Here is a 304-nt window from a genome sequence, read left to right on the forward strand (position 1 = left end):
GTATGGCGCAATAACATTAACCCGCAAGACCCGGCAGCGTTCCAATTAGTTTCACGTCCTAACAGCAATAGCTATCAGGATTCCAATCTGGTACCCGGCACCGACTATGCATATCGCCTGCATGCCTGCGCCAGCACTGGCTGCTCTAAACCTTCTGAATTAACAGGTAAGACCAAGGCTAAAGGAGTGACTGTCGCAACACCTGCAGTCCCACGTGCCACAAAAATTGAAACCACCCAGATCAGCCTGGAATGGACCGCCGTGGACGGTGCGTCCAGCTACAAACTCGAAAGAAATGGTCAGC

Annotated in this window: 1 protein-coding gene; it reads left to right on the forward strand. The window is 52.0% G+C overall.

Annotation, left to right across the window (positions count from 1 at the left end):
- The coding region (locus KDM89_RS21460; RefSeq protein WP_212689816.1) for a fibronectin type III domain-containing protein at positions 1-304 on the forward strand (304 nt) is incomplete at both ends.

The organism is Cognatundibacterium luofuense, from assembly GCF_018139685.1.
Taxonomy (GTDB): domain Bacteria; phylum Pseudomonadota; class Gammaproteobacteria; order Burkholderiales; family Burkholderiaceae_D; genus Undibacterium; species Undibacterium luofuense.